Below are 26,231 nucleotides of genomic sequence, written 5' to 3'. Positions count from 1 at the left end.
AGACTAGCCGTAGCCGAACCGTGATCGCCAGGGTCGTCTCCCAGGAGCCCCGTCGCGGACGCCGGTGTGGGCAGGGCGGACCGTCCCCGGCAGCATGGACCCCGGCGTCGGTCCGAGGCGCCGTCCGCCGAGCATGGAGGAGCGCGCCGCCGGTGAGCGACGTCTGGCTCAACACCGTCATGGTCGTCGTCTTCGTCCTGGTCGGCGGCTTCTTCGCCGGCGCGGAGATCGCGCTGGTCTCGCTGCGGGAGTCGCAGGTCCGGACGCTGGCCGAGCGCGGCCGCCGCGGCCGCGCCGTGCAGCGCCTGCTCAGCGACCCCAACCGCTTCCTGTCCGCGGTCCAGGTGGGGGTGACGCTGGCCGGGTTCTTCTCCGCGGCCTTCGGTGCCAGCACCCTGTCCCGGCCGTTCGCCGACTGGCTGGTGCAGCGCGGCGTGCAGGAGGGCCTCGCCGGCACGCTGGCCCTCGTCCTGGTGACCGTCGCGATCAGCTACCTGTCGCTCGTCGTCGGCGAGCTGACGCCCAAGCGGCTGGCGCTGCAGCGCGCCGAGGGCTTCTCGCTGGTCGTCGCCCGGCCGCTGAACACCATCGCCCGGCTCTCCCGCCCGGTGATCTGGCTGCTGTCGGCGTCGACGGACGTGCTGGTCCGCCTGCTCGGCGGCGACCCCAGGGCCAGCGGCGAGGCGATCAGCCAGGAGGAGCTGCGCGACCTGGTCGCCGCGCACGAGTCGCTGAGCAGTGACGAGCGCCGGCTCATCGACGAGGTGTTCCGCGCCGGCGACCGCGAGGTGCGCGAGGTGATGACCCCGCGCACCGAGGTGGAGTTCCTGGAGGCCTCGACCACGGTCAGCCGCGCCGCCCGCCAGGTCGCCGACTCCAGCTGGTCGCGCTACCCGGTGGCCGGCCGCGACCAGGACGACGTCGTCGGGTTCGTGCACGTGCGCGACCTGCTGCTGCCGACCCACCCGGCCGGCCGGGCGGCGACCGTCGGCGACCTCGCCCGCGAGGTCAAGCGGCTGCCCGGGACCGCCGGCGTGCTGACCGCCCTGTCGGAGATGCGCCGGGAGAACCAGCACCTCGCGATCGTCGTCGACGAGTACGGCGGCACCGACGGCATCGTCACCCTCGAGGACCTCATCGAGGAGGTCATCGGGGAGATCTACGACGAGTACGACGCGGAGGTCGCCGCGGAGGACGGCGAGGTGCCCGGCGGGCCGCAGGAGGTCGACGGGCTGCTCAACCTCGACGACTTCGCCGAGGCCACCGGCCTGCGGCTGCCCGAGGGGCCCTACGAGACCGTCGCCGGCTACGTCCTCGCCGAGCTCGGCCGGCTGCCCGAGGTGGGCGACGCGGTGGAGGCCGAGGGGCGCACGCTGACCGTCCTCGAGCTCGACGGACGGCGGATCGCCCGGCTCGCGGTCACCCGCGCCGCCGACCCCGAGCCCGCCGTCGCCGACCCCGAGGGCTGAGACGCCCGCCGCGCGCGGCGGCGGCGGCGCCTCACGCGCGCTGCCGGGCGACCTCCCAGGCGTCCCGCACGATGCCGGTCAGGTCGGTGTGCCGCGGCGACCAGCCGAGATCGGCCCGGATCCGGTCGCTGGAGGCCACCAGCTGCGCCGGGTCGCCGGCCCGCCGCGGGCCGACCTCGACCGGCACCGGGTGCCCGGTCACCTCGCGGACGGCGTCGACCACCTGCTGCACGGAGAACCCGGTGCCGTTGCCCAGGTTGTAGACCCGGTGCTCGCCCGGCTCCGGCGCGGTCAGCGCCAGCAGGTGGGCGTCGGCGAGGTCGGAGACGTGGATGTAGTCGCGGATGCAGGTGCCGTCGGGGGTCGGGTAGTCCTCGCCGTAGACGGTGATCGACTCGCGCCGGCCCGCCGCGACCTGCAGCGCGATCGGGATGAGGTGGGTCTCGGTGGTGTGCCGCTCGCCCAGGCCGTGGGCGGCGCCGGCCACGTTGAAGTAGCGCAGGCTGACCGCGGCGAAGTCGTGGGCGGCCGCGTACGAGGTCAGCATCGCGTCGACGGCGAGCTTGGTGGCGCCGTAGGTGTTGGTGGGCCGGGTCGGCGCGTCCTCGCGGATCGGCACCTGCTCGGGCTCGCCGTAGGTGGCGGCGGTGGAGGAGAAGACGATCCGCCGGCAGTCGACGGCCCGCATCGCCTCCAGCAGCGCCAGCGAGCCGCCGACGTTGTGCTCCCAGTACAGCTCCGGTTCCACCTGCGACTGGCCGACCAGGCTCTTCGCGGCGAAGTGCAGCACCGCCTCGGGCCGGACGTCGGCCAGCACCGGGCCCGACTCCTGCAAGCGCGCCTGCACCAGCAGGGCGCCGTCGGGCACCGCGTCGGCGTGCCCGGTCGAGAGGTCGTCGAGCACCGTGACCTCGTGGCCGCCCTCCAGGAGGACGGCGGTGACTACGCTGCCGATGTAGCCGGCCCCACCGGCGACGAGTACGCGCACGGGGCCACCTTATGAGTTGTCGCGCGGGAGGACCCGTCCGTGGTGAGCGCACGTCCGGCGGTGCAGGCACTGCCGGCCTACAAGCCGGGGCGCAACCCGGCCGACCTGGCCCGCGAGCTCGGCGTCGACCACGCCGTGAAGCTCGCCAGCAACGAGGTGCCGTTCCCGCCCCTGCCGGCCGTCGTGCAGGCGCTGGCGGCGACGGCGGGGGAGACCCACCGCTACCCCGACAACGGCGCCGCGGTGCTCACCGCCGCACTGGCCGAGCGCTACGGCGTCGCGCGCGAGCAGGTGGTGCCCGGGTGCGGCGCGGTCATGCTGTGCCAGCAGCTGGCCCAGTCGTTCAACGACCCCGGCACCGGGCTGGCCTTCGCCTGGCGGTCGTTCGAGATGTACCCGCTGCTGGCCCAGGTCGCCGGTGCGCGCAGCACCCAGGTGCCGCTGGTGCCCTCCACGCCCGGCGGCGCGCCCGACACCCACGACCTCGACGCGCTCGCCGCGGTCGTCGACGAGACCACCCGGGTGGTCTTCGTCTGCAACCCGAACAACCCCACCGGGACGGCGGTGCGGCGGGCCGGCCTGGAGCGCTTCCTCGACCGGGTGCCCCCGACGGCGCTGGTCGTGCTCGACGAGGCCTACCGCGAGTTCGTCACCGACCCCGACGTCCCCGACGGCCTCGAGCTGATGCGTGGCCGGCCCAACGTCGCGGTGCTGCGCACCTTCTCCAAGGCCTGGGGGCTGGCCGGGCTGCGCGTGGGCTACCTGGTGGCCGAGGACCCCGCCGTCGCCGACGCCGTCCGCCGCACGCACGTGCCCTTCAGCGTCTCGAGCCTCGCGCAGGCCGCCGCCGTCGCCGCGCTCGGCAGCGCCGACGAGGTCGCTCGCCGGGTCGCCGCCGTCGTCGGCGAGCGCGACCGGCTCACCGCCGCGCTGCGCGAGCGGGGCCTCCAGGTGCCCGACAGCCAGGCCAACTTCGTGTGGCTGCCGCTGGGCGAGGCCAGCGCGCCCACCGCCGCGGCCCTGGAGGCGCGCGGGGTGATCACCCGCCCGTTCGCCGGCGAGGGGATCCGGGTGACGGTCGGCACCCCGGAGGAGGACGACGTGTTCCTCGCCGCCCTCGACGCCGCCCTCGACGCCGCCCTCGACACGGCCCTCGACGACGTGCACACCGGCACGCCGGTCACCTGAGCCGCGCTGGTTTGATGGCCGACGTGCCTCTTCCCCGTGTGCTCTCCGGCATCCAGCCGACGGCGGGCTCGTTCCACCTCGGCAACTACCTGGGTGCGCTGCGGCAGTGGGTCGCGCTGCAGGAGACCGCCGAGGCCTTCTACTGCGTGGTCGACCTGCACGCGATCACCATGGACTGGGACCCCGAGGAGCTGCGCCGCAACACCCTGACCGCGGCCGCCCAGCTGCTGGCTCTCGGCGTCGACCCGGAGCGCAGCACGCTGTTCGTGCAGAGCCACGTCCCCGAGCACGTGCGGCTGTCGTGGGTGCTGGAGTGCGTGGCCCGCTTCGGCGAGGCCAGCCGGATGACGCAGTTCAAGGACAAGAGCCAGCGGGAGGGGACGGCGGGCTCCTCGGTCGGGCTGTTCACCTACCCGGTGCTGCAGGCCGCCGACATCCTCGTCTACCGCGCCGACGAGGTCCCCGTGGGCGAGGACCAGCGCCAGCACCTCGAACTGACCCGCGACATCGCCACCCGCTTCAACGGCCGCTTCGGCGACACCTTCACCCTGCCCGCCGCCCGCATCCCCGAGGGCGCGGCGAAGGTGCTCGACCTGCAGGCGCCGGAGAAGAAGATGAGCAAGAGCCTGCCGCCGGCCGGCTGCGTGTTCCTGCTCGACGACCCGAAGGTGACGGCGAAGAAGATCCGCTCGGCGGTCACCGACACCGGTCGTGAGGTGGTGGCCGACCCGGTGGGCAAGCCCGGCGTCACCAACCTGCTGACCATCCACAGCGCGCTGTCGGGCCGGTCGGTGCCCGAGCTCGAGGAGCACTTCGCCGGGCGCGGTTACGGCGACCTGAAGAAGGAGCTCGCCGAGGTCGTCACCGACTTCCTCACCCCGGTCCGCGAGCGCACCCAGGAGCTGCTCGACGACCGCGCCGAGCTGCAGCGGGTGCTCGCCCGCGGCGCCGAGCGGGCGCGCGAGGTGGCCGGTCGCACGGTGCGCGAGGTGTACGACCGGGTCGGTTTCCTGCCTGCGGCGGGAGCGGACGCGTGAACGACGACACCTTCGTCGGACGCAGCCGGACGGCGCCGCCGCAGACGTCCGTCGTCGGGGTGCTGGTGCCCGTCCCCGAGCCGTGGGCGCAGGTGCTCGTCGACTGGCGGTCGAAGGTGGGCGACCCGCAGGCCACCCTGGTCCCGCCGCACGTCACCCTGCTGCCACCCACCGAGGTGCCCTCCGCCGACCGGCCGGCGATCACCGAGCACCTCGCCCGCGTCGCCGCCGGCCACCCGCCCTTCGAGATGCACCTGTCGGGCACCGGCACCTTCACCCCGGTCTCCGACGTCGTCTTCGTCACCGTCGCCAAGGGCATCGGCAACTGCGAGCTGCTCGCCTCCGACGTCCGCTCCGGCCCGCTGGCCCGCGTGCTGTCCTTCCCGTACCACCCGCACGTCACCGTGGCCCACGACGTCCCGGAGGACATGCTCGAGCTGGCCTACACCGGCCTGTCGGACCTGTCCGCCGAGTTCCCGGTCACCTCGTTCACCGAGTTCGAGCAGACCCCGGCCGGCACTTGGGCCGTGGCCCGCGAGTACCCCCTCACCGGCCCGCCGTTCCGCTGAGGGACAGCCGCACGGCCGTCGCGCGCGGGCACCCCGGGACGGGGAGACTCGGCTGGGTGGGTGCCCCCAGCGACGACCGGTCGGGGCCGGACGCGGCACCCCGCGGGGGCGCGCTGCGCCGGCCGTGGGAGCGGGTCGCCGGCCTGGGCGACCGGTTCACCGCCGTCGTCGAGGGGCAGCGCCGCCGGCGGCCGTGGCTGGACCACCTCGCCCGCGCCGGGGGCCGCTACACCCGCACGCAGGGCGACCTGATGGCCGCCGGCGTCACCTACTTCGTGTTCCTGGGGCTGTTCCCGGTGCTGCTGCTGGTCGCCTCGGTGATCGCGCTGGTGCTCTCCGGGGACGCGCTGCTGCAGCGGGAGCTGTTCACCGCCGTCCGCGAGGCGTTCCCCGGCGCCACCGGCCGGCAGATCGTCAGCGAGCTGCGCTCGGCGGTGGGCGCGGCCGGGATCACCACGCTGCTCGGCGCGGCCGGCTTCCTCTACGCCGGCCTGCGCGCCATGGACAAGCTGCGCATCGGCATGGAGCGGATCTGGAAGGGCGAGGCCGACGAGCCGGAGTTCTGGCGGGACAACCTGGCCGACCTCGTCGCGCTGGTCGCCCTGGGCGCCGCGGGCCTGGCCAGCATCGGGCTGACCGGCTTCGCCACGCAGGCCGCCTCCTGGGTGCTCGAGCAGCTCGGCGTCCAGGGTGCTCCCGGCCTGGCCGTCCTCACCGGCGCGCTCGGGCTGGCGCTGGCCTTCGCCGGCGACGTCGTGGTGTTCCTGTGGCTGCTGCGGGTGGTGCCCTCGACCTCCCACCCGCTGCGGCTGCTGCTGCCCGGCGCGCTGTTCGGGGCCGCCGGCTTCGAGGTGATGAAGCTGCTCGGCAGCCTCTACCTGTCGCTGATCTCGGGCAACGTGACCTCGTCGGCCTTCGGCGGTGCGGTCGGCACGCTGGTGTGGATCAACGTGGTGGTCCGCTTCGCGTTCTTCACCGCCGCCTGGACCGCGACCCTGCCGTCCCTGTCGGCGGCGGCGCCCGTCGTCCGCGAGGAGCCGGTGCCGGCCGCCGCACCGCCCGCCGTCGTCCGGTGAGCGTCGCGGCGACCACCGCGACCGCCGCCGTCCCGAGGACGGCGGCCCAGAGCCCGCGCGGGCCGTCGCCGTCCGTCGCCGCCGGGCCGGCGGCCACCCCGGCGGGGGCGACCGGGGACGGCGTCGGGGCGGCCGCGGGCGCCGGCGCCGGGACGTCGGCCGCCGAGCGCACCAGCGTGCCGACGCCGCCGAGCGACGGCGGGACGCCGAAGCCCCAGTCGAGCAGCAGGGCGGCCTGGTCGGCGGCGCGCAGCGGCCGGTTCTCGGTGCCCATCACGCTGGCCACCAGCCGCCGCCCGTCGCGCTCGGCCGCGGTGACGAAGGTGTGCCGGGCGGCGTCGGTGAACCCGGTCTTGCCGCCCAGCCCGCCCGGGTAGCCGGCCAGCGGGTTCTCGTTCTGGATCTGGAAGCCCGGCGAGCGCCCCTCCACCCCGGGCACCTGCGCGAGCGGCGTGGTGAGGACCGCGGCCGTGACCGGGTCGGCGACCAGCTCGCGGAAGAACAGCGCCAGGTCGTAGGGGGAGGAGGACTGGCCGGCGACGTCGAGCCCGGACGGCGTCCCGGCCACGGTGTCGAAGGCCCCCAGCTCCAGCGCGGTCGCGTTCATCGCCTGCACCGTGGCCTCGGTCCCGCCGTAGGCCCGGGCCAGCGCGTTGGCGGCGTCGTTGCCCGACTGCAGCACCATCGCCTCGAGGAGCAGCGACACCGGGTAGCGGCCCCCGGCGACCATGCCGACGCGGCTGCCCTCCACCGCCTCGTCCTCGACGGTGCCCTCCACGACGGCGGCGGGGTCGAGCCGGTGGGCGAGGGTGAGCAGCGTCAGCGTCTTGAGCGTGCTGGCCGGGTAGTAGCGGCCGTGCGGGTCGCGCGCGGCGAGGACGTCGCCGCTGTGGGCGTCGGCGACCAGCCAGCCGGCCGCGGCCAGCCCGTCGGGCAGCGGGGGAGCGCCGTCGACCACCACGGTGCCGCGCGTGCCCAGGCGCTCGCCGCCCACGGTGACGCCGCCGGGACCCGAGCCCTGCGGTGGGCCGCCCGGCGGTGGCGCGGTGGGCGTGGGGGCGGCGGGGTCGGCCGTCGGGCGCGGCGCCGCCGTCCCCGGGGCGGCCGACGCGGGGGAGGCGAGCAGCAGCACCAGCAGCACGGCGAGCAGGACCGACAGTCGCGTCCCGGGTCCTCGCCGCACGGGCCGGACGCTAGTCGCGGCGGCGCGGCCCGGTCGCGGGACCGGGCCGCGTGGCGCGCGCCACGACCGGGTGGACGTTCGCAACGATCGCGTCTCGGTCCGCCTCCGGGATGAGGGCGGCGGCGCCACCCGCGGTTAGCGTGCCCGAGTCGCCGCCTCGCGCGCCCGGTGCGAGCCGGACCGTTCCCGGACGCGGCGCCATCGGACCCGACGGGAGCCCCCCACCGAACCGGGGGAGCTCCCCGCAGAGAGGAGAGCGTCTTGCGCCGAGCGCGGAAGATGAAGGTCGCGGCGCTGGTGCTGGCCGCCAGCACCGCCCTGAGCGCCTGTGCCAGCGACGAGGCCGGCAGCGGCGGCGGCGGTGGCGGCTCGGAGGGCGGCAGCGACGAGCTGCGGATCGGCCTGGCCTTCGACACCGGCGGCCGCGGCGACCGCTCGTTCAACGACGCCGCCGTCGCCGGGCTCGAGGCCGCCCGTGAGGAGCACGGTGGCGAGTTCCAGGACCTCAGCCCCAACGCCGACGCCTCCAACCGCGCCGACCTGCTGACCCAGCTGGCCGACGAGGGCTACGACCCGATCATCGCGGTCGGCTTCGCCTACGGCGAGGTCATCGGCGACGTCGTCGAGCAGTACCCCGACACCACCTTCGCGATCATCGACTCCTCGGCGGCCGAGGTCGGCGCCGACAACCTCACCGGCCTGCTGTTCGCCGAGGAGCAGGGCTCCTTCCTCGCCGGCGTCGCGGCCGCGCTGAAGTCCGAGACCGCCCACGTCGGCTTCGTCGGCGGCGTCGAGAGCCCGCTGATCCAGAAGTTCGAGGCCGGGTACGTGGCCGGCGCCCAGGCGGTCAACCCGCAGATCACCATCGACCGGCAGTACATCTCGCCGGCCGGTGACTTCACCGGCTTCAACGCCCCCGACCGCGGCCTGCTGGTCGCCCAGGGCATGTACGAGGCCGGCGCCGACATCGTCTACCACGCGGCGGGCGGCTCGGGTCTCGGCGTCTTCCAGGCCGCCGCGGCGGCCGGCGGGCGCGCCATCGGCGTCGACTCCGACCAGTTCCAGACCGTCGACGACCCGGCGCTGCAGGCCGTGATCATGACCTCGATGCTCAAGCGGGTCGACAACGCGGTCTCGGCCTTCATCGACTCCTACGTCGACGGCAGCGTCGAGGGCGGTTCCGACATCGTCTACGACCTGGAGGCCGAGGGCGTCGGCCTGTCCACCTCGGGCGGGCAGATCGACGACATCCAGGACCAGATCGACGACTACCGCCAGCAGATCGTCGACGGCGAGATCGAGGTCCCGACCACCCCGTGACGCCCGCCGGCCACCCGGCCGGCCGATCGCGCGGTCACCACACGGCGGGCCCGGGGGAGCACACCCCCCCGGGCCCGCCGTCGTGACGAGCGGGTGCCCCGGCGGTCGCACCCGTCGGGGAGGATGCGCAGCCGTGCCGGTCGGCGACGGTCCGGCGGCGGTGCACGCCGGGGCGTGGTCGATCCCACGCCCCCGGTGCAGCAGAGTGGACGCGAGCCCGCACACCCGCGGGCCGCAAGCGACGCAGGAAGGGCCCACCATGGCCACAGCAGGCACCTCGGGCGGCACGCCGGCCGGCCTGAGCACGGGCGGGACCGGGGCAGGTGGCGCCGGCGGTGAGGCGCCCCTGGCCGTCGAGCTGCGCGGCATCACCAAGCGGTTCCCCGGCGTGGTCGCCAACCGCGACATCGAGCTGCGCGTCCGCCGCGGTGAGGTGCACGCCATCGTGGGCGAGAACGGCGCCGGCAAGTCGACGCTGATGAAGACGCTCTACGGCGAGCACCGGCCCGACGAGGGCCAGATCCTGCTCGACGGCCGCGAGGTGTCCTTCCGCAGCCCGGCCGACGCGATCGCCGCCGGGATCGGCATGGTGCACCAGCACTTCATGCTGGCCGACAACTTCACGGTCCTGGAGAACGTCGTCCTGGGCAGCGAGCCCACCCGGGGCGGCCGGCTCGACCGGGCCACCGCCCGCCGGCGCATCACCGAGATCTCCGAGCGCTACGGCCTGGGCCTGCGCCCCGACGACCTGGTGGAGGACCTCGGCGTCGGCGACCGGCAGCGGGTCGAGATCGCCAAGGTGCTCTACCGCAACGCGCGCACGCTGATCCTCGACGAGCCGACCGCCGTCCTCGTGCCCCAGGAGGTCGACGAGCTCTTCGGCAACCTCGCCGAGCTCAAGCGCGAGGGCCTCACCGTCATCTTCATCTCGCACAAGCTCGACGAGGTGCGGCGGGTGGCCGACGCGATCACCGTCATCCGCCGCGGCACCACCGTGGGCACCGCCGACCCGAGGACGACGACCGCCCGGCAGCTCGCCGAGATGATGGTCGGCGCGGAGCTGCCCTCGCCGGAGATCCGCACCTCCACGGTCCGCGAGACGCCGGTGCTGCGGCTGCGCGAGGTCACCGTCGGCGCGCCCACCGGCCGCCCGCCGGTCGACGCGGTGAGCCTGACCGTCCGCGAGGGCGAGGTGGTCGGCATCGCCGGCGTCGAGGGCAACGGCCAGGCCGAGCTCGTCGACGCCGTCATGGGACTGCGCCCGCTGGCCGCCGGCACCGTGCACCTCGGCGACGACGACATCACCACGTGGAGCACCCGGGCCCGCCGCGAGGCCGGCCTGGGCCTCATCCCCGAGGACCGGCACCGGCAGGGCATGCTGCTGGACGCGCCGCTGTGGGAGAACCGGATCCTGGGCCACCAGACCCGCCCGCCCGCGGTGAAGGGCCCGTTCATCGACCGCCGCGCCGCCCGGGCCGACACCGCGCGGATCATGCGCGACTACGACGTCCGCGCCCCCGGCCCGGACACGCTGGCCGTCGCGCTCTCCGGCGGCAACCAGCAGAAGCTGATCGTCGGGCGGGAGATGAGCGCGAGGCCGCGGCTGCTGCTGGCCGCCCACCCCACCCGCGGGGTCGACGTCGGCGCGCAGGGCGCCATCTGGCGGCTGCTGGAGGAGGCCCGGGCCGAGGGGATGGGCATCCTGCTGATCTCCGCCGACCTCGACGAGCTGATCGGCCTGTCGGACACGCTGCACGTCATGCTGCGCGGCCGGCTGGTGGCCACCCTCGACCCCTCGGTGGTCACCCCCGAGCAGCTCGGCGGCCACATGACCGGCGCGCAGACCGCGGCGGGTGCGGCGTGAGCGTCCTCCGCCGGGTCGGCCTGGCGCTGTTCGCCCCCGTCCTCGCCGTCGTCGTCGCCGTCGTCATCTCCTCGGCGGTGATGGCGGCGCTGCAGGTGGACCCGTTCCGCGTCTTCGCGGTCATGGTCGACTTCGGCGACACCCCGAGCCAGCAGGTCACCGCGATCGTGGTGGTCCTCAACCGGGCGGTCCCGCTGTTCCTCGCCGGCCTCGCGGTGGCGATCGCCTTCCGCATGGGGCTGTTCAACATCGGCGTCGAGGGTCAGTACCGGCTGGCGACCGTCCTGGCCGCCGGCGTCGGCGCCGCCGTCGCGCTGCCCGGCCCGCTGCACGTGCTGCTCATCGTGGTGGTGGCGATGGCCGTCGCGGCGATCTGGGCGGGCATCGTCGCGGTCCTGAAGGTGACCCGCGGCGTCAGCGAGGTCATCAGCTCGATCATGCTCAACGTCATCGCGCTGGGCATCGCGTCGTTCCTGCTCACCGGGCCGCTGCGCGGCAGCCCCGAGGGCGCGTCGATCATCAGCACCGCCGAGATCCCCGAGTCGGGCTGGGTGCCCAGCCTCAACGGCGTCTTCGGCGTCCTGGGCCTGGCCGACCCGCCCCGGCAGCTGTACGGCTTCCTCGTCGTGGCGCTCGTGGTCGGCGCGGTCATCGCGGTGCTGCTCAACCGCACCCGCTTCGGCTTCGACCTGCGGGCGGCGGGCCTGTCGCCCTCGGCGGCCAGCGCCAGCGGCGTCGACTCCCGCGCCATGGTGGTCAAGACGATGCTGCTCTCGGGCGCGGTGGCCGGGCTGATCGGCATGCCCGACCTGCTCGGCTCGACGCACGCCTACACCACCGACTTCACCTCCGGGCTGGGCTTCCTGGGCATCGCCGTGGCCCTGCTCGGCCGCAACAAGCCGATCGGCATCGCGCTCGGCGCGCTGCTGTTCGCCTTCCTCGACCGGGCGCTGGTGCCGTTGCAGATCCAGGACTTCCCGGCGTCGGTCGTCACGATCATCCAGGGCACCATCGTGCTCGCCGTCGTCGTCGCCAACGAGGTCGCCCGCCGGGTGGCCCGCCGCTCCGCCGAGCGCGGCTCCGGCCCCGCGGCCGCGGTCGCCGGTGACGGCAGCACCGGCCCCGGGCAGGCCGCCGGCGGGGCGGGCGAGGGCACCGGCGCCGGCGTCAGCCGGACCACGGGTGCCGGACAGCGCACCGACGAGCGGCAGGAGACCGGGGCATGAGCGCCGTCGCGACCCCTCCCGGCAGCGGGACCCGCCCCAGCCGCGGCCCGCTGACCGACCTGCTCACCGGCGGCGGCCGCGCCCGCCGGCTGACCTGGCTGCTGCTGGGCGTCCTGCTGCTGGTCTCGGTCGTGCGCGTCGTCAGCGGCCAGGAGGCGCTCACCGGCTCCTCGACCATCGCCGCGGCGCTGCTGCTGGCCGTGCCGATCGGCCTGGCCGCCCTCGGTGGCCTGTTCGCCGAGCGCGCGGGCGTGGTGAACATCGGCCTCGACGGGATGATGATCCTGGGCACCTGGGGCGCCGGGTTCGCCGGCTACCAGTGGGGCTGGGGCGCCGCCGTCGTCGGTGGGCTGGTGTTCGGCGCGATCGGCGGGCTGCTGCACGCCGTCGCCACGGTGACCTTCGGCGTCGACCACGTGGTGTCCGGCGTGGCGATCAACATCCTCGCCGGCGGCCTGGTGCGCTTCCTGTCCGAGCTGCTCTACAGCGACAACCCGGCCGGCGGTGGCGTCACCCAGTCCCCGCCGGTGAAGGGGGACCCGCCCACCTTCTCGGTCCCGGTGCTGTCCTCCGGTCCCGACCTGCTCGGTTCGCTGGAGCGCCAGCACTGGTTCCTGGTCAGCGACCTCGCCGGCGTGCTGCGCGGGCTGACCAGCGGCGTCGGCCTGCTCACCCTCGTCGCGGTGCTGCTGGTGCCGGCGTCCTACCTGCTGCTGTGGCGGACGGCGTTCGGGCTGCGGCTGCGCTCGTGCGGTGAGAACCCGGCGGCGGCCGACTCGCTCGGCGTCCCGGTGTACCGGCTCAAGTACGTCGCCGTGCTGACCTCCGGCGCCCTCGCCGGGCTGGGCGGGGTGTTCCTCGTCTTCATCGCCGGCATCTACCGCGAGGGGCAGGTCAACGGCCGCGGCTTCATCGGCCTGGCCGCGCTGATCTTCGGCAACTGGCGGCCCGGCGGGCTGGCCGCGGGCGCGGCGCTGTTCGGCTTCACCGACGCCCTGCAGCTGCGCAGCCGCTCCGCCGTCGTCGCGCTGTTCCTGCTCGTGGCACTGCTGCTCGCCGCCGTCGCGGTGGTGCAGGCGCGGCGGGGGAGGCTGCTGCCGGCGGGCATCGCCGCGGTGGTGGCGGCCGCGGCGCTGGTCGGCTTCCTGACCGTCGACGAGCTGCCGCCGGGCCTGGTGTCGTTCACGCCGCACCTGACCACGCTGCTCGTGCTGTCCCTGGCCTCGCAGCGCCTGCGGATGCCCAAGGCCAACGGGCTGGTCTACCGACGAGGGGAGCACTAGTGGCCCCCGACCCCGACTGGGACGCCCTGCGGGCGGCGGCCCGGGAGGCCATGACGCACGCCTACGCCCCGTACTCCGGCTTCCCGGTCGGTGTGGCCGGGCTGGTGGACGACGGCCGGGTGGTGACCGGCTGCAACGTGGAGAACGCCTCCTACGGGCTGGGCCTGTGCGCCGAGTGCGGGATGGTGAGCGACCTGGTCCGCAGCGGCGGCGGCCGGCTGGTCGCCGTGGCCTGCGTCGACGGCGGGGGCCGGCCGCTGATGCCCTGCGGGCGCTGCCGGCAGCTGCTGTGGGAGCACGGCGGTGCCGACATGCTCATCGAGACCGTGTCGCTCGGCATCGTGCCGATGCGCGAGGTGCTGCCCGACGCCTTCGGCCCCGACGACCTGGTGGAGGGCCGGCGGTGACCTTCGACGCGATCGACGTCATCCGCACCAAGCGCGACGGCGGGCAGCTCAGCGCCGAGCAGATCCGCTGGGTGGTCGACGCCCACACCCGCGGGGCGGTGCCCGACGAGCAGGTCAGCGCGCTGCTCATGGCGGTGTTCTTCCGGGGCATGGCGCCCGGGGAGCTCGCCGCCTGGACGCAGGCGATGATCGACTCCGGGGAGCGCAAGGACCTCTCCTCGCTGGGCCGCCCGACCGCCGACAAGCACTCCACCGGCGGGGTGGGCGACAAGACGACGCTGCCGCTGGCGCCGCTCGTGGCCGCGTGCGGCGTGGCGGTGCCGCAGCTGTCCGGCCGCGGGCTGGGCCACACCGGCGGCACGCTGGACAAGCTCGAGTCGATCCCCGGCTGGCGGGCCGACGTCCACGAGGAGGCCTACCTGGCGCAGCTGCGCGAGGTGGGCGCGGTGATCTGCGCGGCCGGGCACGACCTGGCGCCGGCGGACAAGAAGCTCTACGCGCTGCGCGACGTCACCGGCACCGTCGAGTCGATCCCGCTGATCGCCAGCTCGATCATGAGCAAGAAGATCGCCGAGGGCGCCGACGCGCTGGTGCTCGACGTCAAGACGGGGTCGGGCGCGTTCATGAAGGACCCGGCGTCCTCCCGCGAGCTGGCCCGCACGATGGTCGGCCTCGGCGAGGCGGCCGGGGTGCGCACGGTGGCCCTCGTGACGGCGATGGACCGGCCGCTGGGCCGCGCGGCGGGCAACGCCGTCGAGGTGGCCGAGTCGGTGGAGGTGCTGGCCGGGGGCGGGCCGGCCGACCTGGTGGAGCTCACCCTCGCGCTGGCCCGGGAGATGCTCGCCGGTGTCGGGCGCGACGACGTCGACCCGGCGGACGCGCTGCGCGACGGCCGGGCCATGGACGTGTGGCGGCGGATGATCGCCGCGCAGGGCGGCGACCCGGACGCGCCGCTGCCGCAGCCGGCCGAGCGGCACGTGGTGACCGCCCCGGCCACCGGCACGCTGACCCGGGTGGACGCCTATGCCCTCGGCGTGGCCACCTGGCGGCTCGGCGCCGGGCGGGCGCGCAAGGAGGACCCGGTGTCGGCCGCGGCCGGCACCACCTGGACGGCGACCGTGGGGGAGCGGGTCACCGCGGGCCAGCCGCTGCTGGAGCTGCAGACCGACGACGCGAGCCGCATCCCGCGGGCGCTGGAGGCGCTGGAGGGCGCGATCGGCGTCGACACCTCCGACGAGCCGCTGCCCCTGGTGCTGGAGCGCATCACCGCCTGACCCCGGGGGGCGGTCGGCGCGGTGCCGGGTCCGGAGGGGACACTGTTCCCTCGTGACCAGTACGTCCGCGTCCGTGGTGGGTGACAGCCGGCCGCGGCCCGGCGACCCGCTCGACCCGGACGCCGCGATCTCCGTCCGCGGCCTGGTCAAGCGCTACGGCGACCGCGCCGCCGTCGACGGGCTGGACCTCGACATCCGCCGTGGCGAGATCTTCGCCCTGCTCGGGCCCAACGGTGCCGGCAAGACCACGACCGTCGAGGTGCTGGAGGGCCACCGCCGGCGCGACGGCGGCGAGGTGCGGGTGCTCGGGGTCGACCCGGCCCGGGGCGGGCGCCGGTGGAAGGCCGAGCTCGGCATCGTGCTGCAGTCCGGCGCCGGGGACAGCCAGCTGTCGGTGCGCGAGCTGCTCGAGGCCCGGGCCGCCTGCTACGGCGACCCGCGCGACCCCGGCGAGGTGCTCGAGCTGGTGGGCCTCACCGAGAAGGCCGGTGCCCGCGGGCGCACGCTGTCGGGCGGCCAGCGCCGCCGCCTCGACGTCGCGCTGGGTATCGTCGGCCGGCCGCGGCTGCTGTTCCTCGACGAGCCGACCACCGGCTTCGACCCCGAGGCACGGCGGCAGTTCTGGTCCCTCATCCGCTCCCTGCGCGACCTGGGGACGACGATGCTGCTCACCACGCACTACCTCGACGAGGCCGAGACGCTCGCCGACCGGGTCGGCGTCATCGCCCGCGGGCGGCTGGCCGAGGTCGCCGTCCCCACCGCGCTGGGCGGGCGCGGCTCGGCGCCGGCCGTGGTCGGCTGGACCGAGGACGGCGTCCGGCGGACCGCCGAGACCGCGACCCCGACCGCGTTCGTCCGCGACCTGGCCGCCCGCTTCCCCGGCGAGGTGCCCGACCTGACCGTCGGCCGGCCCACGCTCGAGGACGTCTACCTGAAGATGATCGGGGGGTCCGGCGAGTGACCGCCCCCGCCCTGCCCTCGCTGGCGCGCGTCTACGGCACCCGCGCGCGGGTCGAGCTCAAGGAGTTCTTCCGGCAGCGCGAGTCGGTGGTGTTCACCCTCGCCTTCCCGGTGATCCTGCTGCTCGCGCTGGGCGCCGTGCTCGACTACGACCTCGGCGCCGGCGTCGACTTCCCGCAGTACTTCATGGCCGGGGTGATCACCGCGGGCATCGTGGGTGCCAGCCTGCAGAACCTGGCGATCCACATCGCCGGGGAGCGCTCCGACGGCACGCTCAAGAGTCTCGCCGGGACGCCGATGCCGGCCAGCGCCTACTTCGCCGGCAAGGTCGTGCAGGTGCTCGCCGTGGCGGTGGCCACGATCGCGCTGCTGCTCGGCGTCGGCGTGCTCGTGTACGGCATCGACCTGCCCTCCGGCGCCGACTGGCTGACCTTCGCCTGGGTGTCGGTGCTCGGCGCCGCGGCGTGCACGCTGCTGGGGATCGCCGTCTCGACGCTGTGCCGCAACGGCCGCTCGGCGTCGGCCACGGTCACCCCGATCGCGCTGGTGCTGGAGTTCGTCTCCGGCGTCTTCCTGCCCTTCGACCAGGTGCCCGGCTGGCTGCAGGACGTCGCCGCGGTCCTCCCGGTGAAGTGGGTGGCCCAGGGGCTGCGCTCGGTGTTCCTGCCCGACGCGCTCGCCGCCCAGGAGCCGGCGGGCTCGTGGGAGCTCGGCCGGGTGGCCCTGGTGCTCGGCGCCTGGTGCGTCCTCGGGCTGGTGCTCTGCGTCCTGACCTTCCGCTGGCAGGACCGCGACACCAGATAGCGTCTCCGGGTGCCCGCACCGCTCGACGCCGACTCGATCCGCCGCGCCCCCAAGGTCCTCCTGCACGACCACCTCGACGGCGGGCTGCGACCTCAGACGGTGCTCGAGCTCGCCGACGAGGCGGGCTACCGCGACCTGCCCCCGGGCGACGCCGCGGGGCTGGGCCGCTGGTTCCGGCGGGCCGCCGACTCGGGGTCGCTGGTGCGCTACCTGGAGACGTTCGCGCACACCGTCGGGGTCATGCAGCGCCCGGAGGCCGTCCGCCGGGTGGCCCGCGAGTGCGCGCTGGACCTCGCCGCCGACGGCGTCGTGTACGCCGAGGTCCGGATGGCCCCGGAGCTGCTGACCGCGGGCGGCACGCCGATCGAGGAGGCCGTGGAGGCCATCCTCGACGGCTTCGCGCAGGGCAGCTCCGAGGCCGCGGCCGCGGGCACCCCGATCACCGTGGGCGCCCTGCTGTGCGCGATGCGGCAGGCCGACCGGTGGGAGGAGGTCGCCGGCCTCGTCGTCCGGTACCGGGACGCCGGCGTCGTCGGCTTCGACCTGGCCGGCCCGGAGATCGGCTTCCCGCCCGACCGGCACCCCGAGGCCGTCGCGCTGCTCGACCGCGCCGGGGCGCACCGCACGATCCACGCCGGCGAGGCGGCCGGCGTCGACAGCATCCGCGCCGCCCTGGACGGCGCCCGCGCCGAGCGCCTCGGTCACGGCGTGCGCATCGCCGACGAGGCCCCCGGCGAGGGCCCGCTCGGGCCGCTGGCGCGGCGGGTGCTCGAGGAGCAGGTGCCGCTGGAGGTCGCGCCGTCGTCGAACGTTCAGACCGGCGCCTACCCCTCGATCGACCGGCACCCCGTGGGCCGCCTGCACCGGCTCGGGTTCGCGGTCACGGTGAACACCGACAACCGGCTGATGAGCGGGGTCTCGGTCACCAGCGAGCTCGTCGACGTCGCGGCGGCGCACGGCTGGGGCTGGGACGACGTCCAGACGGTGACCGAGCGGGCGCTGGCCGCGGCCTTCGCCGACGACGCCGAGCGGGCCCGGCTGCTCACCGGCGTCGTCCGGCCGGGGTTCGCGGCGCTGCGTGCCTGACCTGCGGTGACGACGGCCACCGTGCTCGCCGGAATCCCCGGCTGATCACCGCTGCTACCTTGGGTGTGCCGGCACTCGCCGGACATCCTCCCGGACGGTCCGTCCGGGCATGAGCGCATCCGTGCAGATCCGCCGCGTCCACGACGCCCGCGATCGCCAGTGAGGACGCCGACCCTCTCGACGGGGTGGCGCCCGCGCACCACCACGGGACGCGCCCGAGCTGTATCGGAGTCCCACACCCGCATGTCCTCGTTCGACCCCGTCGACGCCGTCGACACCCGGATCGACCCCCAGAACGACCTCGAGAACGCCACCGAGCCGGCCGCCGGGCCGGCCGGTCCCTCCTTCGCCCGGCTGGGGCTGCCCCAGCCGCTGGTGACCGCGCTGGAGCGGCGCGGCATCCACTCGCCGTTCGCCATCCAGGCCACCGTCCTGCCCGACGCCCTCGCCGGGCGCGACGTGCTGGGCAAGGCCGCGACGGGGTCGGGCAAGACGCTGGCCTTCGGCCTGCCGATGCTGGCCCGCCTGGGCCTCACCGCGCGCCGCGGGCCGCGCGCCCCGCGCGCCCTGGTGCTCGTGCCGACCCGCGAGCTCGCCCAGCAGGTCAGCGACAACCTGGCGCCGCTGGGCCAGGCCACCGGCGTGCAGTTCGCCACCGTCTACGGCGGTGCCCCGATGCACCGCCAGATCACCCAGCTGCGCCGCGGCGTCGACGTCGTCGTCGCCACCCCCGGCCGGCTGCAGGACCTGATCAGCCAGGGCGAGGCCACCCTCGCCGAGGTCGAGGTCAGCGTCGTCGACGAGGCCGACTTCATGTCCGACCTCGGCTTCCTGCCGGTCGTGCAGGAGCTGCTCGACCAGACCCGCCCCGACGCCCAGCGGCTGCTGTTCTCGGCCACGCTGGACGGCGAGGTCGACACCCTGGTCCGCCGCTACCTCACGGACCCGGCGCGGCACGAGGTCAGGCGGGCCGGTGACGACGCCCCGCCCGCGGAGCACCTGGCCTACAGCGTCGCCTTCCGCGACAAGGTGCCGCTGACGCAGGAGCTGGCCGCCCGACCGGGCCGGACCATCGTCTTCGCGCGCACTCAGCTCGGCGTCGACCGGCTGACGGAGAACCTGCAGGCGGTCGGCATCAAGGCCGAGGCCATCCACGGCGGCCTGCCCCAGTCGGCGCGCCGCCGGGCGCTGGAGGCGTTCACGGACGCCCGCAGCCCGGTGCTGGTGGCCACCGACGTCGCCGCCCGCGGCATCCACGTCGACGACGTCTCGCTGGTCCTGCACTACGACCCGCCGGCCGACCACAAGACCTACCTGCACCGCTCCGGGCGCACCGCCCGCGCCGGTGCCGCGGGTGTGGTCGTCTCCCTCCTGCTGCCGGACCAGGTCGGCCAGGCCAAGCGCCGGTTCCGCCAGGCCAAGGTCGACCCGCAGGTCAGCCGCGTCCGCCCCGGCGACGCCCCGATCGCCGAGCTGGTGGCCAGCGGCGTGCCGGTGGAGCCGGTCGAGCGTCCGGCCCGAGAGTCGCGCCGTCCGCACGGCGGCCCCGCCGGCCGGCGTCCCCGCCGCGACGGGGAGCGGCCCCGCCGCTCGCCCGACGGTGAGCGGTCGCGGCGTGACGGCGACCGGCCGCGGCGCCCGTACGGGGACCGCGACCGGTTCCGCGGCCCGGGCGAGCGTGGCGGACGCCCCGACCGTCCGGCGCCCGCGCGCGACTAGCGCAGGACCCTCCAGCGGCCGGTCCCGGGATCTCCCGGGGCCGGCCGCTGTGCTGTCCGGAGCGACGTCGTGCTCTGACCGCAGTGCGGATCAGAGCACGACGAGCGGCGGGGACCCCTCAGTGCCGGAAGACCAGCGCCCCGCTGACCTGGGTGACGACCTCGTCCCACGCCGTCCGCAGGGCCGCCGCGTCCTCGGCGGGCAGTGGTGCCGCCGGCTCCCGCTCCGCGCGGGCGACCGCCCGGCCGAGCGGTGCGCCGGGCGCCAGCAGCTCGTCGACGCGGGTCAGCCGGGCGTACTCGGCGACGTCGCGGACGCCCTCGACCGGCTGGGCGAACACCGTGTGGTCGACCAGCCCGGCCGCGCCGCCGGCCACCTCGCCGAGCACCTCGGACAGCTCGGTGAGGTCGTAGCGGTCCTGCTCGGCCGGCAGCGGGAGGGTGTCGGTGTCGGCGACCTCCGGCCACGACGCGATCTCGGTGAGGTCGTGCTCCTCGCCGCGGGCGCAGAAGCGGGCGAGGTCGGCGGGGGTGTCGAAGAGGTACACCTCGCCGTCGCGGCCGAGGAAGCGGGCGACGTCCTCGACGTAGCAGCGCAGCGTCACCCCGGCGCCCTCGGGGACGACCAGTTCCACCGGCAGGATGCCCACGGCCTCCCAGAACTCGGCCGCCGCCGCGACCGCGGCCGGGGTGGCGCTGACCCGGCCGCCGCCGCGGATGGTGCTCGTGCCGGCGGTGGCGGCCTCGGCCGGCGCGGCGGCCGTCGAGCCCGCGGCGGGCCGGTCGCCCGAGCCGTCCGAGCCCCGGGCCACCGTCCGCTCCGGGCCGCGCCCGCCGCCACCGGCCGGGCGCCCCGGCGTCACGCCGACCGCGGCCCCGGTGTCGGTGTCGGTGTCGGTGTCGTCGGCGTCCTCGGTGTCGTCGAGGTCGTCCTCGTCCTCGGCGGCCGACGGGTAGGCGTCCAGGGTCGTGGTGCCGGCGCCGGTCCAGTCGAGGTGGGCCGACAGCTCCTCGACGACGTCCTCCCACAGCTCGTCGAGGGCCCCGCCGACGCCGACCCAGGCGTCCTCACCGGAGCGGCCGACGAAGGCCTCCACGCCCAGGCCGAGCGAGCCGATCTCCGGGCGGGCGACCAGCTCGGCCAGCGCCGGGAACTCGGTCTCGTCCTCGTCGTCCGCGGTGGCGTCGTCGTCCTCGGTGTCGTCCTCGGTGTCGTCCTCGGTGTCGTCCTCGGTGTCGTCGGAGGACGCGGAGGCGGCGCGCCGGCGGGTCACCGGCTCGTCGTCCGCGTCGTCGCCGGCGGTGTCCAGGCACTCGGCCAGCCGGCTGACGATGTCGATGGTCGCCGAGAGCTCCTCGACGGCCCACCGGTCGGGGTTCTCCGCGGCGATGTCGTAGACACCGTCGAGGTCGTAGCGGTGGTCGTCGTCGGGGGTCAGGTCCTCCGCGCCCAGGCCGGTGACCACCGGCCAGACCGGGTGGTCGGCGAGGTCGTGGTCGGTGCTGGTGCGGCAGAACGCGGCCAGCGCTGCCGGGGTGGGGAACAGGTGGACGGTGGCGGTGTCGGTCTCGGAGGTGCCGAGGAAGGCCTGCCACTCCTCGCCGTCCTCCTCCCACGGCGGCGCCCACAGGGTGTAGCCGGTGCGGTCGTCGAGGGTGAGGGCGATGGGGACGATGCTGGGCCTGGCCACGGAGCCCATCCTGCCGGGTCCGGCCGGGAGCGCACGCCGGGGTCAGAGCCCGATCGGGTGCCAGACCGTCTTGGTCTCCAGGAACGGGGTCATGCGGGACAGGCCCGGGTCGGCGCTCCAGTCCGGCTCCTCCGCCGGCGGGCGCAGCACCCGCTTGATGCTCCCGGCGGCCAGCCGCTCGAGCTCCATCGCCTGCGCCGGCGGGGCGCCGGTGAGGTCGATCGCGTCGACGTCGTCGTGCTCGGCCAGCCACGGGCCGATCTCGCCGGCGTCACCGGTGAGCAGGTTGACCACCCCGCCGGGGACGTCGCTGGTGGCCAGCACCTCGCCCAGCGTCACCGCCGGCAGCGGCCGGTCCCGCGACGTGACGACGACGGCGGTGTTGCCGCCGGCCAGCACCGGGGCGAGCACGCTGACCAGGCCGAGCAGCGACGAGCGCTGCGGCGCCAGGACGGCGACCACGCCGGTCGGCTCGGGCGTGGAGAAGTCGAAGAACGGCCCGGCGACCGGGTTGGCGCTGCCCAGCACCGACGCCAGCTTGTCGGTCCACCCCGCGTACCAGACCCACCGGTCGACGGCGGCGTCGACGACGGCGCGGGCGCGGCCGGCCGACAGCCCCTCGCCGGCGGCCACCTCCTCGCAGAACTGCGCCTGCCGGCCCTCCATCACCTCGGCGACCCGGTAGAGCACCTGGCCGCGGTTGTAGGCGGTGGCACCCGACCACTTCGCGAACGCGCCGCGGGCGGCGACGACGGCGTCGCGGGCGTCCTTGCGGGAGGCCCACGCGGCGTTGGCGAGGAACGCCCCGCGCGCGTCGGTGACCGCGTAGGTGCGGCCGGACTCCGAGCGCGGGAACGCCCCGCCCAGGTAGAGCTTGGACGTCTTGCGGACGGCCAGGCGGTCGGTCATCAGTGGGACGCCCCCTTGAGGTAGGCGGCCAGCCCCTGCCGGCCGCCCTCCCGGCCGTAGCCGGACTGCTTGTAGCCGCCGAAGGGCGACGTCGGGTCGAACTGGTTGAAGGTGTTGGCCCACACCACGCCGGCGCGCAGCCGGTCGGCGATGGCGAGGATCCGCGAGCCCTTCTCGGTCCAGACGCCGGCCGACAGCCCGTAGGTGGTGTTGTTGGCCTTGGCCACCGCCTCGTCGGGCGTGCGGAAGGTCAGCACCGACAGCACCGGGCCGAACACCTCGTCGCGGGCGATCCGGTGGGCGGGGGAGACGTCGGTGAACACCGTCGGCGGGAACCAGTAGCCGCGGTCGGGCAGGTCGCAGGCCGGCTGCCAGCGCTGCGCGCCCTCGGCCTCGCCGATCCCCACCAGCTCCCTGATCCGCTCCAGCTGCTGGTGGGAGTTGATCGCCCCGATGTCGGTGTTCTTGTCCAGCGGGTCGCCCACCCGCAGCGTGCCGATCCGCCGCTGCAGCGAGGCGATCACCTCGTCGTGCACCGACTCCTGCACCAGCAGCCGGGAGCCCGCGCAGCAGACGTGGCCCTGGTTGAAGAAGATGCCGCGCACGATGCCCTCGACGGCCTGGTCGACCGGGGCGTCGTCGAAGACGATGTTGGCCGCCTTGCCGCCGAGCTCCAGGGTCAGCACCTTGCGGGTGCCGGCGACGGCGCGGGCGATCGAGCGGCCGACCTCGGTCGAGCCGGTGAAGGCGACCTTGTCGACGTCGGCGTGCTCCACCACGGCCCGGCCCGTCTCGCCGGCGCCGGTCACGACGTTCACCACGCCGGGCGGCAGGTCGGCCTGCTGGCACACCTGCGCGAACAGCAGCGCGGTGAGCGGCGTGGTCTCGGCCGGCTTGAGGACGACGGTGTTGCCGGTGGCCAGCGCCGGGGCGACCTTCCACGCCAGCATGAGCAGCGGGAAGTTCCACGGGATGACCTGGCCGGCCACGCCGTGCGGCCGCGGGTCGGGGCCCAGGCCGGCGTAGGCGAGCTTGTCGGCCCACCCCGCGTGGTGGAAGAAGTGCGCCGCGGCCAGGGGCACGTCGACGTCGCGGGACTCCCGGATCGGCTTGCCGTTGTCCAGCGACTCCAGGACGGCGAACTCGCGGGCCCGCTCCTGCAGGATCCGGGCGATCCGGAACAGGTACTTGCCGCGGTCGGCCGGGCGCATCGGCCCCCACACGCGGGTGTACGCGCGGCGGGCGGCCCGCACCGCGCGGTCGACGTCGGCCTCGGTGCCCACCGCGACCTCGCTGAGCACCTCCTCGGTGGCCGGGTTGACCGTCTTGAGGGTCTCGCCGGAGCCGTCGACGAACTCGCCGTCGACGAACAGGCCGTAGGACGGCGCGACGTCGACGATCGAGCGGGACTCGGGTGCGGGGGCGTACTCGAAGGGGTTGGCCATGGTCAGTCGACGCTCACGTGGTCGGGGCCGGAGTAGTGGCCGGTGCGCAGCTTCTGCCGCTGCAGGAGCAGGTCGTTCAGGAGGCTGGAGGCGCCGAGGCGGAACCAGTCGGGGGACAGCCAGTCGGCACCGACGGTCTCGTTGACCAGCACCAGGTGCTTGACCGCGTCCTTGGTGGTGCGGATCCCGCCGGCGGGCTTGACGCCGACCTGCCGGCCGGTGGCGGCGCGGAAGTCGCGGACCGCCTCCAGCATCACCAGGCAGACCGGGAGCGTCGCCGCGGGGGAGATCTTGCCGGTGGAGGTCTTGACGAAGTCGGCACCGGCCAGCATCGCCAGCCAGGAGGCGCGGCGGGCGTTGTCGTAGGTGACGAGCTCGCCGGTCTCGAGGATGACCTTGAGGTGCGCTCCTCCGCAGGCCTCCTTGACGGCCACGATCTCCTCGAACACCTCGAGGTAGCGGCCGGAGAGGAACGCGCCGCGGTCGATGACCATGTCGATCTCGTCGGCGCCGTTGCCCACCGCGTCACGGACGTCGGCGAGCTTGACCTCCCGGCTGGCCCGCCCGCTGGGGAACGCGGTGGCGACGGCGGCGACGCGGATGCCGGTGCCCGCCAGCGCCTCGCGCGCGACGCCGGCCAGGTCGCCGTAGACGCACACCGCGGCCACCGCCGGGGCGGTGGGGTCGGCGGGGTCGGGCCGGCGGGCCTTGGCCGCCAGGGAGCGGACCCTCCCCGGGGTGTCGGCGCCCTCGAGCGTGGTCAGGTCGACCATCGAGATGGCGGTGTCGATCGCCCAGGCCTTGGCCGTGGTCTTGATCGAGCGGGTGCCGAGGGTGGCGGCGCGCTGCTCGGCCCCCACCTGGTCGACACCGGGCAGGCCGTGCAGGAAGGCGCGGAGGGCGGCGTCGGAGCGGGTCACGTCGTCGAACGCCGTCCCGGGCCCGGGGCCGGGCCGGGTCCCGGCCGCCAGCGTCCCGGGGTCGAGCACGTGGGTCATGCGGCCATCCTCCCAGTGCGGACCGTCGTCCAGGACCGCGGTCGCTCACAGGTGTGGCCCGGCGCCACGGACCGGCCGAGCGGGAGGGTGCCGGATCGACGGGGCGGCGGTGGTCCACCCGGCCGCTACGGTGGCGCCCGTGCAGCTGACCGTCGTCGACCACCCGCTGGCCCGCGCCCGACTGTCGCGGATGCGCGACCAGCGGACCGACAACGCCGCGTTCCGGGCGGCGCTGCGCGAGCTGACCCAGATGCTGGTCTACGAGGCCACCCGCGACCTGCAGGTGGCCGAGGAGCCGATCACCACGCCGGTCACCACGACGACGGGCTACCGGCTGGCCGCACCGCCGCTGATCGTGCCCGTGCTGCGCGCGGGCCTGGGCATGGCCGACACCGCGCACGGGATGCTGCCGGAGTCGCAGATGGGCTTCGTCGGCCTGGCCCGCAACGAGCAGACGTTCCAGCCGGAGGCGTACATGGCCTCGCTGCCGGAGTCGCTGGTCGGCCGGCACGTGTTCGTCCTCGACCCGATGCTGGCCACCGGCGGGTCGCTGGTGCACTGCTGCACGCTGCTCACCGACCGCGGTGCCACCGAGATCACCGTGCTGTGCGCGCTCGCCGCCCCGGCCGGGCTCGAGCGGCTGGAGCACAGCGGGCTGCCGCTGCGGGTGTTCACCGCCAGCGTGGACGAGGGGCTGGACGACCAGGCCTACATCGTCCCCGGCCTCGGCGACGCCGGCGACCGGCAGTTCGGCGCGGTCTGACCGTGCGCTTCGCGGTCCTCGGCACCGGCTACTGGGCCCGCCGCGTCCACGCGGCCACCCTGGCCGACCACCCCGACGCCGAGCTCGCCGGCGTCTGGGGGCGCGACGCCGCCCGGGCCGCCGAGGCCGGCGCCGAGTTCGAGGTCCCGGGCACCGACGACCTCGACGCGCTGCTGGCCGACGTCGACGCCGTCTCGATCGCGGTGCCGCCCGACGTGCAGGCCGGGCTCGCCGTCCGCGCTGCGGAGGCCGGGCGGCACCTGCTGCTGGAGAAGCCGCTGGCGCTCTCCGTCGAGGACGCAGACCGGGTGGCCGGCGCCGTCCGGGCCGCCGGCGTGGCCTCCGTGGTGCTCTTCACCGACCGGTTCCGCCCGGAGACGGCGACCTGGCTGGCCCAGGCCGCGCGCGGCCGGCTGGCCGGGGGTGCGGTGAGCTGGCTGGGGTCGCTGGCCGGGAGCCCCTTCGACACGCCCTGGCGGCGCGAGCACGGCGCGCTGTGGGACGTCGGCCCGCACGCCCTCGGGCTGCTCGTCCCGGCACTGGGCCCCGTCGTCTCCGTGCAGGCCGGGGCCGGCCGCGGCGACACCGTGCACCTGGTGCTGCAGCACGACTCCGGGGCGGCCAGCACGGTGACGGTCTCCTCCACCGTGGCCGAGCTGGCCGCCGGGGTGGAGGTGTCGGTGCACGGCGACGCCGGCCGGCTGGTCCTGCTGCCGGAGCGGGAACCCGCCGCCGTCCTCGACGCGGCCCGGGTGGCGGTGACCGACCTGGTCCAGGCGGCGCTGACCGGCGGGACCCACCCGCTCGACGCCGGGTTCGCCCGCGACGTCGTCGTCGTGCTGGCGACCGCCCAGCGGGCGCTGGCCTCGGGCTGCCGGGAGGCCGTGCCGGCCTGACTCCCGGTGCAAGTGCCGGCCAGGTCGGGGCCAACCGCCGTCCAAGTCCCCGTCGCGACCCTCCGTCCGTCGTCCTG

General features: G+C 75.5%; 23 protein-coding genes. 17 read left to right on the top strand and 6 right to left on the bottom strand.

Features of this window, described 5'->3' with window-relative positions:
• The first annotated feature begins 152 nt into the window (after positions 1-152).
• Complete coding sequence (locus BMZ33_RS05760; protein ID WP_091108598.1) at positions 153-1,469, top strand: hemolysin family protein; 1,317 nt, start codon at positions 153-155, stop codon at positions 1,467-1,469.
• Positions 1,470-1,500: 31 nt separating this feature from the next.
• Here the strand turns inward: BMZ33_RS05760 and galE are convergent, their stop codons facing one another.
• Positions 1,501-2,457, bottom strand: a complete 957-nt coding sequence (gene galE, locus BMZ33_RS05755) for a UDP-glucose 4-epimerase GalE (RefSeq protein ID WP_091108597.1) — start codon at positions 2,455-2,457, stop codon at positions 1,501-1,503.
• Positions 2,458-2,499: 42 nt separating this feature from the next.
• Here galE and hisC point away from each other — a divergent pair, with 42 nt between their 5' ends.
• The 4 genes from hisC to BMZ33_RS05735 are packed head-to-tail and all read left to right on the top strand — an operon-like array spanning position 2,500 to position 6,327.
• The gene (gene hisC, locus BMZ33_RS05750) at positions 2,500-3,645 is read left to right on the top strand and encodes a histidinol-phosphate transaminase (protein ID WP_169063941.1); all 1,146 of its coding nucleotides are present in this window, start codon (positions 2,500-2,502) and stop codon (positions 3,643-3,645) included.
• 14 nt (positions 3,646-3,659) lie between these two features.
• Positions 3,660-4,682, top strand: coding sequence for a tryptophan--tRNA ligase (gene trpS / locus BMZ33_RS05745; protein WP_091108595.1), 1,023 nt, complete (start codon positions 3,660-3,662; stop codon positions 4,680-4,682).
• Positions 4,679-5,251: a 2'-5' RNA ligase family protein gene (locus tag BMZ33_RS05740; protein ID WP_091108594.1), complete on the top strand. Its 573-nt coding sequence runs from the start codon at positions 4,679-4,681 to the stop codon at positions 5,249-5,251. Before trpS ends, BMZ33_RS05740 begins: the two co-directional genes overlap by 4 nt.
• A gap of 56 nt (positions 5,252-5,307) precedes the next feature.
• The gene (locus BMZ33_RS05735) at positions 5,308-6,327 is read left to right on the top strand and encodes a YihY/virulence factor BrkB family protein (protein WP_169063939.1); all 1,020 of its coding nucleotides are present in this window, start codon (positions 5,308-5,310) and stop codon (positions 6,325-6,327) included.
• Here the strand turns inward: BMZ33_RS05735 and BMZ33_RS05730 are convergent.
• The gene (locus BMZ33_RS05730; protein WP_091108593.1) at positions 6,224-7,510 is read right to left on the bottom strand and encodes a D-alanyl-D-alanine carboxypeptidase family protein; all 1,287 of its coding nucleotides are present in this window, start codon (positions 7,508-7,510) and stop codon (positions 6,224-6,226) included. The two genes, BMZ33_RS05735 and BMZ33_RS05730, sit on opposite strands and share 104 nt — an antisense overlap.
• A gap of 261 nt (positions 7,511-7,771) precedes the next feature.
• On the opposite strand from BMZ33_RS05730, the gene BMZ33_RS05725 reads away from it, so the two are divergent.
• The 10 genes from BMZ33_RS05725 to BMZ33_RS05680 all read left to right on the top strand — a co-directional run bounded on the left by BMZ33_RS05725 (position 7,772) and on the right by BMZ33_RS05680 (position 19,453).
• Positions 7,772-8,830 (top strand): BMP family lipoprotein, encoded by a 1,059-nt coding sequence (locus BMZ33_RS05725; RefSeq protein ID WP_169063938.1) that lies wholly within the window; start codon positions 7,772-7,774, stop codon positions 8,828-8,830.
• A gap of 259 nt (positions 8,831-9,089) precedes the next feature.
• A complete protein-coding gene (locus tag BMZ33_RS05720) occupies positions 9,090-10,694 on the top strand; it encodes an ABC transporter ATP-binding protein (RefSeq protein ID WP_091108591.1) in 1,605 nt (534 codons plus the stop codon).
• Entirely contained in the window at positions 10,691-11,920 is a 1,230-nt protein-coding gene (locus BMZ33_RS05715; RefSeq protein WP_091108590.1) for an ABC transporter permease, read from the top strand. The genes BMZ33_RS05720 and BMZ33_RS05715 overlap by 4 nt, the downstream gene beginning before the upstream one ends.
• Positions 11,917-13,203 (top strand): ABC transporter permease, encoded by a 1,287-nt coding sequence (locus BMZ33_RS05710; protein WP_091108589.1) that lies wholly within the window; start codon positions 11,917-11,919, stop codon positions 13,201-13,203. Before BMZ33_RS05715 ends, BMZ33_RS05710 begins: the two co-directional genes overlap by 4 nt.
• Entirely contained in the window at positions 13,203-13,610 is a 408-nt protein-coding gene (locus BMZ33_RS05705) for a cytidine deaminase (protein WP_091108588.1), read from the top strand. The genes BMZ33_RS05710 and BMZ33_RS05705 overlap by 1 nt, the downstream gene beginning before the upstream one ends.
• Positions 13,607-14,884 (top strand): thymidine phosphorylase, encoded by a 1,278-nt coding sequence (locus tag BMZ33_RS05700; protein WP_091108587.1) that lies wholly within the window; start codon positions 13,607-13,609, stop codon positions 14,882-14,884. The genes BMZ33_RS05705 and BMZ33_RS05700 overlap by 4 nt, the downstream gene beginning before the upstream one ends.
• Before the next feature lie 52 nt (positions 14,885-14,936).
• Complete coding sequence (locus BMZ33_RS05695; protein ID WP_091108586.1) at positions 14,937-15,845, top strand: ABC transporter ATP-binding protein; 909 nt, start codon at positions 14,937-14,939, stop codon at positions 15,843-15,845.
• Positions 15,842-16,648 (top strand): ABC transporter permease, encoded by an 807-nt coding sequence (locus BMZ33_RS05690; protein WP_091108585.1) that lies wholly within the window; start codon positions 15,842-15,844, stop codon positions 16,646-16,648. Before BMZ33_RS05695 ends, BMZ33_RS05690 begins: the two co-directional genes overlap by 4 nt.
• A gap of 9 nt (positions 16,649-16,657) precedes the next feature.
• Positions 16,658-17,734, top strand: a complete 1,077-nt coding sequence (locus BMZ33_RS05685) for an adenosine deaminase (RefSeq protein WP_091108584.1) — start codon at positions 16,658-16,660, stop codon at positions 17,732-17,734.
• A 243-nt stretch (positions 17,735-17,977) separates the two neighbouring features.
• Positions 17,978-19,453 carry a DEAD/DEAH box helicase gene (locus tag BMZ33_RS05680; RefSeq protein WP_091108583.1) on the top strand — a complete coding sequence of 492 codons (1,476 nt, stop codon included), beginning with the start codon at positions 17,978-17,980 and terminating at the stop codon, positions 19,451-19,453.
• A 118-nt stretch (positions 19,454-19,571) separates the two neighbouring features.
• Here the strand turns inward: BMZ33_RS05680 and BMZ33_RS05675 are convergent, their stop codons facing one another.
• The 4 genes from BMZ33_RS05675 to deoC are packed head-to-tail and all read right to left on the bottom strand — an operon-like array spanning position 19,572 to position 24,495.
• Positions 19,572-21,143, bottom strand: a complete 1,572-nt coding sequence (locus BMZ33_RS05675; protein ID WP_091108582.1) for a hypothetical protein — start codon at positions 21,141-21,143, stop codon at positions 19,572-19,574.
• 42 nt (positions 21,144-21,185) lie between these two features.
• The gene (locus BMZ33_RS05670; RefSeq protein WP_091108581.1) at positions 21,186-22,052 is read right to left on the bottom strand and encodes an aldehyde dehydrogenase family protein; all 867 of its coding nucleotides are present in this window, start codon (positions 22,050-22,052) and stop codon (positions 21,186-21,188) included.
• The gene (locus tag BMZ33_RS05665; protein ID WP_091108580.1) at positions 22,052-23,497 is read right to left on the bottom strand and encodes an aldehyde dehydrogenase family protein; all 1,446 of its coding nucleotides are present in this window, start codon (positions 23,495-23,497) and stop codon (positions 22,052-22,054) included. Before BMZ33_RS05665 ends, BMZ33_RS05670 begins: the two co-directional genes overlap by 1 nt.
• A gap of 2 nt (positions 23,498-23,499) precedes the next feature.
• The gene (gene deoC / locus BMZ33_RS05660; protein WP_091108579.1) at positions 23,500-24,495 is read right to left on the bottom strand and encodes a deoxyribose-phosphate aldolase; all 996 of its coding nucleotides are present in this window, start codon (positions 24,493-24,495) and stop codon (positions 23,500-23,502) included.
• Between the two features lie 139 nt (positions 24,496-24,634).
• Between deoC and upp the strand changes: the two genes are divergently transcribed.
• Both upp and BMZ33_RS05650 read left to right on the top strand, forming a co-directional pair.
• A complete protein-coding gene (gene upp / locus BMZ33_RS05655) occupies positions 24,635-25,258 on the top strand; it encodes a uracil phosphoribosyltransferase (RefSeq protein ID WP_091108892.1) in 624 nt (207 codons plus the stop codon).
• Between the two features lie 2 nt (positions 25,259-25,260).
• A complete protein-coding gene (locus tag BMZ33_RS05650; protein WP_091108578.1) occupies positions 25,261-26,154 on the top strand; it encodes a Gfo/Idh/MocA family protein in 894 nt (297 codons plus the stop codon).
• The last annotated feature ends 77 nt before the right edge of the window (positions 26,155-26,231 follow it).

The sequence above is a fragment of the Geodermatophilus dictyosporus genome (assembly GCF_900115505.1).
In the GTDB taxonomy this organism is placed as follows: Bacteria; Actinomycetota; Actinomycetes; order Mycobacteriales; family Geodermatophilaceae; genus Geodermatophilus; species Geodermatophilus dictyosporus.
Note: the sequence above shows the minus strand (reverse complement) of the source record. Positions and strands in the feature narration are given on the sequence as shown.

Bases quoted from the DNA above. Each gene is read 5' to 3' on its own strand.
- trpS (WP_091108595.1), top strand. From the start codon at position 3,660: ATGGCCGACGTGCCTCTTCCCCGTGTGCTCTCCGGCATCCAGCCGACG.
- BMZ33_RS05680 (WP_091108583.1), top strand. From the start codon at position 17,978: ATGTCCTCGTTCGACCCCGTCGACGCCGTCGACACCCGGATCGACCCC.
- BMZ33_RS05710 (WP_091108589.1), top strand. From the start codon at position 11,917: ATGAGCGCCGTCGCGACCCCTCCCGGCAGCGGGACCCGCCCCAGCCGC.
- deoC (WP_091108579.1), bottom strand. From the start codon at position 24,495: ATGACCCACGTGCTCGACCCCGGGACGCTGGCGGCCGGGACCCGGCCC.
- BMZ33_RS05670 (WP_091108581.1), bottom strand. From the start codon at position 22,052: ATGACCGACCGCCTGGCCGTCCGCAAGACGTCCAAGCTCTACCTGGGC.
- BMZ33_RS05665 (WP_091108580.1), bottom strand. From the start codon at position 23,497: ATGGCCAACCCCTTCGAGTACGCCCCCGCACCCGAGTCCCGCTCGATC.
- BMZ33_RS05720 (WP_091108591.1), top strand. From the start codon at position 9,090: ATGGCCACAGCAGGCACCTCGGGCGGCACGCCGGCCGGCCTGAGCACG.